This is a genomic window from Amycolatopsis rhizosphaerae, from assembly GCF_007713715.1.
In the GTDB taxonomy this organism is placed as follows: Bacteria; Actinomycetota; Actinomycetes; order Mycobacteriales; family Pseudonocardiaceae; genus Amycolatopsis_E; species Amycolatopsis_E rhizosphaerae.
Genome location: NZ_VJWX01000269.1, coordinates 1 through 9,540, shown reverse-complemented (window position 1 = coordinate 9,540; position 9,540 = coordinate 1). Strand labels below are relative to the sequence as shown.

General features: G+C 71.2%; 10 protein-coding genes and 2 pseudogenes. 9 read left to right on the top strand and 3 right to left on the bottom strand.

The features are described from left to right. From FNH05_RS23560 to FNH05_RS23550, 3 genes and pseudogenes are all read left to right on the top strand, one after another. Window positions 1–213 (top strand): annotated as a pseudogene (locus FNH05_RS23560) (dUTP diphosphatase); the annotation flags it as partial. Then, window positions 213–866, top strand: a complete 654-nt coding sequence (locus tag FNH05_RS23555; protein ID WP_144590892.1) for a DUF3710 domain-containing protein — start codon at window positions 213–215, stop codon at window positions 864–866. The pseudogene FNH05_RS23560 and the gene FNH05_RS23555, both read left to right, overlap by 1 nt. A 44-nt stretch (window positions 867–910) precedes the next feature. Then, entirely contained in the window at window positions 911–1,543 is a 633-nt protein-coding gene (locus FNH05_RS23550) for a LysE family translocator (protein WP_144590891.1), read from the top strand. On the opposite strand, the gene FNH05_RS23545 is transcribed toward FNH05_RS23550, so the two are convergent. Then, a complete protein-coding gene (locus FNH05_RS23545) occupies window positions 1,530–2,243 on the bottom strand; it encodes an alpha/beta hydrolase (protein WP_246127905.1) in 714 nt (237 codons plus the stop codon). The two genes, FNH05_RS23550 and FNH05_RS23545, sit on opposite strands and share 14 nt — an antisense overlap. 115 nt (window positions 2,244–2,358) lie before the next feature. Here FNH05_RS23545 and FNH05_RS23540 point away from each other — a divergent pair, with 115 nt between their 5' ends. Further along, the gene (locus tag FNH05_RS23540) at window positions 2,359–2,736 is read left to right on the top strand and encodes an OB-fold nucleic acid binding domain-containing protein (protein ID WP_144590890.1); all 378 of its coding nucleotides are present in this window, start codon (window positions 2,359–2,361) and stop codon (window positions 2,734–2,736) included. A 14-nt stretch (window positions 2,737–2,750) separates the two neighbouring features. Continuing rightward, window positions 2,751–3,467, top strand: coding sequence for a DUF3159 domain-containing protein (locus tag FNH05_RS23535; RefSeq protein ID WP_144590889.1), 717 nt, complete (start codon window positions 2,751–2,753; stop codon window positions 3,465–3,467). 59 nt (window positions 3,468–3,526) lie between these two features. Here the strand turns inward: FNH05_RS23535 and FNH05_RS23530 are convergent, their stop codons facing one another. After that, entirely contained in the window at window positions 3,527–4,186 is a 660-nt protein-coding gene (locus FNH05_RS23530; RefSeq protein ID WP_144590888.1) for a potassium channel family protein, read from the bottom strand. A 49-nt stretch (window positions 4,187–4,235) separates the two neighbouring features. Continuing rightward, window positions 4,236–4,952 (bottom strand): potassium channel family protein, encoded by a 717-nt coding sequence (locus FNH05_RS23525; protein WP_281287630.1) that lies wholly within the window; start codon window positions 4,950–4,952, stop codon window positions 4,236–4,238. Between the two features lie 70 nt (window positions 4,953–5,022). Here FNH05_RS23525 and FNH05_RS23520 point away from each other — a divergent pair, with 70 nt between their 5' ends. The 4 genes and pseudogenes from FNH05_RS23520 to FNH05_RS23505 form a co-directional block, all read left to right on the top strand. Then, on the top strand, window positions 5,023–7,047 hold the full coding sequence (locus FNH05_RS23520; RefSeq protein ID WP_144590886.1) for an APC family permease: 2,025 nt from the start codon (window positions 5,023–5,025) through the stop codon (window positions 7,045–7,047). Further along, window positions 7,044–8,252 carry a class I SAM-dependent RNA methyltransferase gene (locus FNH05_RS23515; protein WP_144590885.1) on the top strand — a complete coding sequence of 403 codons (1,209 nt, stop codon included), beginning with the start codon at window positions 7,044–7,046 and terminating at the stop codon, window positions 8,250–8,252. Before FNH05_RS23520 ends, FNH05_RS23515 begins: the two co-directional genes overlap by 4 nt. Beyond that, window positions 8,252–8,956 carry a GNAT family N-acetyltransferase gene (locus FNH05_RS23510; RefSeq protein WP_144590884.1) on the top strand — a complete coding sequence of 235 codons (705 nt, stop codon included), beginning with the start codon at window positions 8,252–8,254 and terminating at the stop codon, window positions 8,954–8,956. Before FNH05_RS23515 ends, FNH05_RS23510 begins: the two co-directional genes overlap by 1 nt. Before the next feature lie 135 nt (window positions 8,957–9,091). Further along, window positions 9,092–9,540, top strand: a pseudogene (locus tag FNH05_RS23505) (hypothetical protein); the annotation flags it as partial.

The following is a 9,540-nucleotide window of genomic DNA, read 5'->3' as shown; positions in this document are numbered from 1 at the left end:
ATCCGGATCTGCCTGATCAACCACGATCCCCGCACACCGATCCGGTTGTCGCGGGGTGACCGGATCGCGCAGCTGATCGTGCAGCGGGTGGAGACCGCCGAGTTCGTGGAGGTGGCCGGCCTCGCGCCGTCCGAGCGCGGGGAGGGCGGTTACGGGTCCACGGGCGGTCATGCCACGCTGGACGGTGTGACGGGGGAAGGAGCGAGGAAGTAGTGGGCATTTTCGGACGCAAGCGGCGGTCGGGTGGCCGGCACGCGATGCCGGAGCGGGCCGCGGTCGCCGAGGCGGAGGACGACTACGAGGAGCCGGCACCGGCGGTGACCGAGGGGCCGTTCGACGTCGCCGACGCGCCCGAGGACGGGATCCCGCGCATCGACCTGGGCTCGGTGCAGGTCCCGGTTCCGGATGGTTCGCAGGTGCAGGTCGAGATGGACCCGGCGGCGGGGGGTGTGCGTGCCGTGCACGTGGTGACCCCGCACGGTCAGGTCACGGTGAGCGCCTATGCCGCGCCGAAGTCCGGTGGACTGTGGGCCGAGGTCGGTGACGAGCTGACCGCACAGCTGCGCGCCGACGGCGCGAAGGTCTCGCCCGGGGAAGGGGAATGGGGTTTCGAGCTGTCGGCGCTCATCGGTGATGTGGCGCTGCGCTTCGTCGGGGTGGACGGTCCCCGCTGGATGCTGCGCGGGGTGATCGCGGGTCCGCAGTCGCTGGCCGCGGACGCGCCCGCGACCCTGCGGGAGATCGTGCGGGGCACCGTGGTCGTGCGCGGGGACGCGCCGATGCCGGTGCGCACCCCGTTGCCGATCACGCTGCCCGAGGCGGTCGCGCAGCACATCGCGGAGCAGCAGGCCCAGCAGCAGGCCTGAATTATTCACTGGGGAGGGCATGCGGGGATCCGTAGGATCACCGCATGCCGAACTCCGCCGAATGGCTGATCTTTCTGGGGACGGCGGCCGTCTTCGCGTTCACCCCGGGCCCGGGGATGCTGTACGTGCTGGCCCGCGGGCTGCGCGGCGGGCGCCGCGAGGGCGTGCTGTCGGCCGTCGGCAACGCCATCGGCTGCTCGGCCCACGTACTCGCCGCGGCACTCGGGCTTTCCGCCCTGCTGGCCGCCTCGACGACGGCCTTCACCGTGGTGAGGTTCGCCGGGGCGGCCTATCTGGTCTACCTCGGCGTACAGGCGATCCGGCACCGGCATGACGACGGTGAACCGGAGACGACGGAAGGGAATGCCCGTAAACTCGCGCGTTCCCCACTCGCCCAGGGCATCCTCACCGAACTGCTGAATCCCAAGACGGCGCTGTACTTCATGGCGCTGCTGCCGCACTTCGTGCATCCCGGCACCACGCCCGCCCCCGTGGCGTTCGGCCTGCTGGGGATGATCGCACTGGTACTGGCGATGATCGCCGACCTGGTGGTCGGGGTGTTCGCCGGGAACATCGCGCAGCGTTTCCTCGCCGACCGGCGGCGGCGGATCCGGCAGCGGGTGGCCGGTGGCGCGGTGATGATCGGGCTCGGGGCCTTCGTGGCTAGCGCCGACTGACCTGCCAGGCTTCGACGGCGGCCCGGCCGAGCGACTCGCGGTCGGCACCGAGCCGGTCGAGGGTGGTTTCGCGGACCGTCGCGCGCGGCAGCGCCCCGGCCCAGGCGTCGGCGACCTCGGCGGGGTGCACCGGATCATCGACACAGGCGGCGATACCGACCGGAATGTCCAGTTCCTTCAAGGCTTCCAGGGTTGGTGCGGCCCGGTTCGCGGCCACCCGCAGGCTCGCCGCCAGCCCCGCACCGTGCCGTCGCCAGGCGCGGGTGAGTTCTCCGGCCAGCCAGGGCGCGACACCGGCCACGGACAACCGGAGCGCCTTTTCGAGCCCTTCCCGCTCCACCAGGTCGGCGGACGCCTTGGCGGCGAGCGAGGCCGGTGCCGCGTCCGGTTCCCCGGCCCAGGCGGGCAGGGCCAGCAGCAGGCCGTCGCACCGGCCGGGGTTGCGCACCGCCCATTCCGCCGCGAGGTGGGCCCCGAAGGAGATCCCGCCCAGTAGCAGCCGCCCGTGCCGGGCGTCGGCGACGGAATCGATCATGGTGAGAAAGCCCACTGCCAGTTGCGCTCCGCGCGGTGGTTCCGGCGCGTCCAGCGCGATCCCGGACGCGGCGAGCGGACCTGCGAAAACGGAGCGGACGAAGACTTCGTCGGAGCCGGTGCCGGGCAGCATCAGTGCCATCGGCTTCGGCATAGCGGAGGTCACGTTGCGATCTTGCCCCAAAGCCCGTTTCCCTTGCCTGGAACACCTTCAACAAGGTTAGCCTTGACCACGTACGGGCCGTTCAAGTCGGGGGCCCCGGACTACAGGAGCACCGCCTATGTCCGCCAAAGACGGCGGCTACTTCAGCCGGTTGGTTCGCAAACTGACCAGCGACGTCGAGGAACTCGACGCCGACGATCTGTCCGAAAAGTCCGAGGCGGTCGGGGCGCGACGTGCCTGCGACTGCCGCTCGGGTGAGGAAGTGACCGTGCTCGGACGGTTGCGCAGCGTGCAGCTGTGCCCGACCACCGAGGCGGCGACACTGCAGGCTGAACTGTTCGACGGAACCGAAGGCGTGACGCTAGTCTGGCTCGGGAGGCGCCGGATCCCCGGGATCGAACCCGGACGGACGATCAAGGTGCGCGGCCGGCTGGCCGAGCGCGATGGTCACAAGGTGCTGTACAACCCGTTCTACGAGCTCCAGACGACCTCATGAGTTGGTAACCACACGTGACTGAACCCGCAGGCACCGACAAGCACCAGACCGACGACGAACAGCCGACCGTGCTGGAACAGCTGGGCGGCGTGTCCGGGCTGATCTACTCGTCGGTGCCGATCGCGGTGTTCGTCCTCGCCAACGCGTTCCTCGGGCTGTTCCCCGCGATCTGGTGCGCGCTGGGCAGCGCGGTGGCCATCACCGTGCTGCGTGTGGTGCGCAAGGAACCGCTGCAGCCCGCCGTTTCCGGTTTCTTCGGCGTCGCGATCGCGGCGTTCATCGCCTACCGCACGGGATCGGCCAAGGGGTTCTTCCTGTTCGGGATCTGGGCGAGCCTGGTCTACGGCGGCGTGTTCGTGCTGTCTGTGGTGGTGCGCCGTCCGCTGGCAGGCGTGGTGTGGAACCTGCTCAATGGCACCGGCAGCGAGTGGCGCAAGGACAAGCGCTCCCGGTTCGGCTACGACCTCGCGACGCTGGCGCTGGCGGCGGTGTTCCTCGCCCGGTTCATCGTGCAGCGCTGGCTGTACAACGCGGACTACACCGGCTGGCTCGCGTTTGCGAAGATCGCGATGGGCTACCCGTTGTACGCGCTGGCGCTGCTGGTCGTGGTGTGGGCCGTGCGCCGGTCCGACCAGCGGATCAAGGAACTAGAGCTGAACAGGGTCACCACCGAGGAAGCCGCCGAAGAGGCGCTGCGCCTCAAGTACGGCGGCCATCCCAACGAGGCCTGATACCGGTCCGGGGGCCCTGCCTCCGGACCGCTTCCGCCCAGGCTGCCCGTCCCGGTGCTTCAGCCCTCGAGAAGTGCCTTGCGGATGTCCGGCTCGACCTCGGCCGGAGCCACGAACAGCAACTCGTCTCCCGCCTCCAGCGGGTCCTCCGGCTGCGGCACGATGACCCGCTCGCCCCGCAGGATGGTGACCAGGGCCGCATCCCGTGGCAGCGCGATCTCCCGCACCGGGCGGCCGGCCAGCGGGGTTTCGTCCGGCAGGGTGAGTTCGACGAGGTTCGCCTGCCCGTGGCGGAAGGTCATCAGCCGCACCAGGTCACCGACGCTGACGGCCTCTTCCACCATCGCGGCGAGGATCCGGGGCGTGGACACCGCCACGTCCACCCCCCAGGCGTCGGTGAACAGCCACTCGTTGGCGGGGTTGTTCACCCTGGCCACCACCCGCCGCACCGCGAACTCGGTCTTGGCCAGCAGCGACACCACGACGTTCACCTTGTCGTCGCCGGTGGCCGCGATCACCACGTCGCACCGCTCGATCCCCGATTCCTCCAGCGTGGAGACCTCGCAGGCGTCACCGAGTACCCAGTCCGCCTGCTCGACGGTCTCCGGTTCGAACTGGTGCGCCTGCCGTTCGATGAGCATCACCTGATGCCCGCCGTCGATCAGTTCGGCGGCGATCGACCGGCCCACGGCGCCCGCTCCCGCGATCGCGACCCGCATGAGTCCTCCTAGAAGTCGTGCGGGGCACCCGCACCGAAGTAGGTGTTGGTCAGTCCTCGGGTGCCTTGGCCGCCACGCTGGTGACGTCGCCGAGGGTGCCCGAGCGGGCGGCGACGTAGACCAGGTCGTCGGCCTGCAGCACCGTCTTGCTGTCGGGCAGCACCGGCGTGCCGAACCGCATCACGAACGCGACCCTGGCGTCGGTGGCCTCCTGCAGCTCGCGAACGGAGTGGCCGACCCACGCCTCGTGCAGCGGAAGTTGCAGCACCGCCACATTGCCCGTCGGGTCCCGCCACGCCGACGACACGCCTTCGGGCAGCAGCGTACGCAGGAAGCGGTCGGTGGTCCACGGCACGGTCGCCACGGTCGGGATGCCGAGCCGTTCGTACACCGCGGCCCGCTTGGGGTCGTAGATGCGGGCGACGACGTGCTCGACACCGAAGTTCTCGCGCGCCAGCCTGGCGGAGATGATGTTCGAGTTGTCGCCGCTGGACACCGCCGCGAACGCCCCGGCCCGCTCGATGCCCGCGTCGATCAGGACCTGGCGGTCGAAACCGATGCCGAGGATCTGCCTGCCGTGGAAGTCGCTGCCAAGGCGGCGGAACGATTCCTGGTTCTTGTCGATGACCGCGACCTCGTGCCCCAGGCGCTCCAGCGCCGCGGCCAGGGACGCGCCGACCCGGCCGCATCCCATGATCACCACGTGCACGCGCTTGCCTCCTCTTAGCCTGCGATCCGTACGCCGACGGCCACCGTGGGCCTTCACCCACACGGCGGCTACCCGCGTTTCGCCAGCGGAGAACCTACCCTGTCCCGGGGAACGTTAGGCTGCTGCCGTGCCGAAGTTTGCGTCCGTGGCCAAAAGGCTGCTGCTTGGCCGTCCGTTCCGCAGCGACCGGCTGTCCCACACCCTGCTGCCCAAGCGCATCGCGCTGCCGATTTTCGCCTCCGACGCGCTGTCCAGTGTGGCCTACGCGCCCGAGGAAATCTTCCTCACGCTGAGCGTGGCGGGCCTGTCGGCCTATGCCCTCGCACCGTGGATCGGCATCGCCGTCGCGCTGGTGATGCTGGTCGTGGTGGCCTCCTACCGGCAGAACGTGCACGCCTACCCCAGCGGGGGAGGCGACTACGAGGTCGCGACCACCAACCTGGGGGGCAGATTCGGGCTGACCGTGGCCAGTGCCCTGCTGGTGGACTACGTGCTCACGGTGGCGGTGTCGACCTCGTCGGGGGTGGCCAACATCGGGTCCGCGATCCCGTTCGTCGCCGAGCACAAGGTGCTGTGCGCGGTGCTGATCGTGGCCGTCCTCACCGCGCTCAACCTGAGAGGGGTGCGGGAATCGGGCAAGGCCTTCGCGATTCCGACATACGGCTTCATCCTCGGCATTCTGGTCATGGTCGCCTGGGGGCTGTTCGAGGCGCTGCGGGGCGTCCCGATGCGGGCCGAAAGCGCCGGTTTCCAGTTGCACGAAGAGAGTTCGCTGGCCGGGCTCGCGTTCGGGTTCCTGATTCTGCGTTCCTTCTCCTCGGGTGCCGCCGCACTGACCGGGGTCGAGGCCATCAGCAACGGCGTGCCCGCCTTCCGCAAGCCCAAGTCGCGTAACGCGGCGACCACCCTGCTGATGATGGGCCTGCTCGCGGTGACCATGCTGATCGGCATCATCGCGCTGGCGCGGATCACCGGCGTGAAGTTCGCCGAGGATCCGGCGCGGCAGTTGTCCGGGGCGCCCGCGGGCTACCAGCAGAAGACGATCGTCACGCAGATCGCGGAGGCGGTGTTCGCCGGCTTCCCGCCCGCGTTCTACTACATCTCCTTCGCCACCGGGATCATCCTGCTGCTGGCGGCCAACACGGCGTTCAACGGTTTCCCCGTGCTGGGCTCGATCCTCGCGCAGGACCGGTACCTGCCGCGCCAGCTGCACACCCGGGGCGACCGGCTGGCCTTCTCCAACGGGATCCTGTTCCTGGCGGCCTTCGCGCTGGTGCTGATCTTCGCGTTCAACGCCGAGGTCACCAAGCTGATCCAGCTCTACATCGTCGGCGTGTTCGTGTCCTTCACGGTGAGCCAGGCCGGCATGATCCGGCACTGGAACCGGCTGCTGGCCCGCGAGACCGATCCCCAGGCACGGCGGCGGATGCGCCGTTCGCAGACGGTCAACGCGATCGGCCTGACCATGACCGGCCTCGTGCTGGCCATCGTGCTGGTCACCAAGTTCCTGCTGGGCGCGTGGATCGCGATCGCCGCCATGGTGGCGATCTTCCTGCTGATGACGGCGATCCGGCGGCACTACGACCGGGTGGCCACGGAACTGGCCGAGAACGACGGGCACCAGCCCGACGTGCTCCCTTCGCGCAACCACGCGATCGTGCTGGTGTCCAAGCTGCACCTGCCGACGCTGCGGGCGCTCGCCTACGCGAAGGCGGTGCGGCCCGACGTGATCGAGGCGGTCACGGTCAACGTCGACGACGAGGAGACCCGCGACCTCACCAGGGAGTGGGACGAGCACGGTTTCAAGGTGCCGCTGAAGGTGCTGGAGTCGCCGTACCGGGAGGTCACCAGGCCGGTCGTGGACTACGTGAAGCGGGTGCGCGGTGACAATCCGCGTAACGTGGTCACCGTGTTCATCCCCGAGTACGTGGTGGGGCGCTGGTGGGAGCAGTTGCTGCACAACCAGAGCGCGCTGCGGCTCAAGGGCCGCCTGCTGTTCCAGCCGGGCGTGATGGTGACGAGCGTGCCGTGGCAGCTGGCGTCGTCGGTCAAGGCGGTCAACCGGGCCAAGCGGGCCCGCTCGCGCCCGACGGCCGGTGACGTGCGGCGCGGTCTTTACCGGGCGCCCGCGGGGCGTAAGGACGGCTCGTGACGGGCGAGAGCTGGCTGGGCCGGACCTTCGAGGTCGAGGTGGGTCCGGTGGCCCACGGCGGGCACTGCGTGTCCCGGTTCGAGGGACGGGTGGTGTTCGTCCGCCACGCCTTGCCGGGCGAGTTCGTGCTGGCCGAGGTCACCGAGGACAAGGGCGGGTCGTTCTGCCGTGCGGACGCGGTACGCGTGCTGCGGCCGGTGCCGCAGCGCGTCGAGCCGCCGTGTCCGCTGGCCGTGCCGGGTGGCTGCGGCGGATGCGACTGGCAGCACGCGACCCCGGAGTTCCAGCGCGAGCTCAAGGCCCGGGTGGTCGAGGAGCAGTTGCGCCGCCTGGCGGGCATCGAGCGTGCGGTCGAGGTGGAGGCGCTGCCCGGCGGGCCGCTGGGCTGGCGCAGCCGGGTCCGGCTGGTGGCGGGCCGTGACGGCCGTGCCGGGTTGCGGGCGCATCGCAGCCACCGGGTGGTGCCGCTCGAGGATTGCCCGATTTCGGTGCCGGGCGCGCTGGAGCCGGTCCTGTCCCGCCGGTGGCGGCCGGGGAGCGAACTCGAGGTCACCCGGGACGCCGAGGGGCATACACACGTCCGTGAGCTGAGCATGGTGCGGGGCAAGCGGCGCGCCCGGCAGATCAGCGGCGGGGTCGCGGTGCAGCATGCGGCCGGCCGGGACTGGAAGCTCGACGCGCACGGCTTCTGGCAGGTGCATCCGGCCGCCGCCGACACGCTCGCCGCCGTGGCCGGTGAGTGGGCGCGTGCGCCACGCGGCGGGCTGGCATGGGACCTCTACGCCGGGGTCGGCCTGTTCGCCTCCGTGCTGGCCGCTCAGGTCGGTCTCCAGGGGGAGGTCGTCGCGGTCGAGTCGGGCCGTCGCGCCGTCACCGACGGCGAAGCCGCGCTCGCGGACCTGCCGCAGGTTCGCTGGCTGCCGGGCCAGGTGGAGCGGGTGCTGCCCGGGCTTGAGGGCCGCCCGTCGGTCGTGGTGCTGGATCCGCCGCGGGCCGGGGCCGGGCGTGCCGTGGTCGACGCCGTGGCCGGGCGCGGCCCCGAGCGGGTGGTGTACGTGGCCTGCGATCCGGCGGCGCTGGCCCGGGATCTGGGGACCTTCGCCGGTCATGGCTACCGGCTGACCGCGCTGCGGGCGTTCGACGCGTTCCCGATGACCCACCACGTGGAGTGCGTGGCCCTTCTCGAACCCGCCGGAAACGGTTGATGACGGACCGCGACGCCCTGGCGCTCGACAACCCGGTGGCCCGGTCACTCCGCGGCCACCACGCGCGGTTCGCCCGCCGGTCGGGCCGGGCTGTCGGTTACGTGCCGGGAGTCGCGACCTTCTCCGCGGTGCCCGCCGATCCGGCCGCGGCGGACTGGGCGGACCTGGCCCGCCTGCTCGGCCCGGGTGAACTCGCCGACCTGTTCACCTGCCCGGCCACTCCGCCGCCGGACTGGGAGCCGGTCTTCGCCGTCGAGGGCCGTCAGATGATCTGGCCCGGCAGCGGCCGGCCCGATCACCCTCGTGCCGAGAGCGGCAGCGAGGTGGTCGTACTGGGCGGGGACAGCGTGCCCGAGATGCTCGACCTCGTCGCGCGGACCCGGCCGGGGCCGTTCTGGCCGCGTACCCACGAACTCGGCACCTATCTCGGCATCCGCGAGCGAGGCGCCCTGGTGGCGATGGCGGGGGAACGGCTGCGGCCCGTGGGCTGGACCGAGATCAGCGCCGTGTGCACCGCTCCCGAGGCACGGGGGCGAGGCCACGCCGCCCGCCTGGTCGGTGCGCTCGTCACGCGTGTCCTGGCTCGCGGCGAACGTCCCTTCCTGCACGTCGCCGAGGCGAACACCGGCGCCATCGCCCTCTACGAGCGGCTCGGCTTCAAGGCGTGCAAGGACGTCACCTTCCGGGGGTTCCGCACTCCGTGACCGGACGAAGCGGGCGAAAGTGTCGGTGCCCCGGAGCAGGATGCCCGGTATGAGCCCGTGGAGAGCTTCGACCGCGCGGCCGCGGCGGTCACCGGAACACGGCCGTCCGCCTTCGGCGGCGGGCGGTAGCGGCCCATGTGGGAACTGAGGGCGATCACCGCCGCCCTGAAGTCCGGTGCGTTCGGGGATCCGGCGCGGGCGAGGGTGGCCGACGAGCTGGCCGGTCCCGGTTCCGCCGGGGAGCCGCGCCGGGTGGACCGGGCGGCCGACGTGGCGCTCACCGAAGCCGTGGCCGATCCGCTCGGCCGGGGCTGGCGGCCCTGCGACCTGCACCGGATGGCACTGCGCCGGGAGGACGCCGGGGTGGCCGGGCTCGTGGCGGACGCGATCGCGGCCGAACTGGCTTCACGGCCGTCTACGGCCGTACCGCCGTCGTGGCGGGACCAGCTGGACCGGCTCGGCTCCTCCGTCTGGTGGCGGCCGGAGGAGCCGAGAGTGAGCCAGTGGGCGGCCCGGGAGGGCGTCGGCAGGCGGGACACCCTGGTGCAGGTGATGCGGGCGCTGGGGTCGGTCGCGCTGTTGCC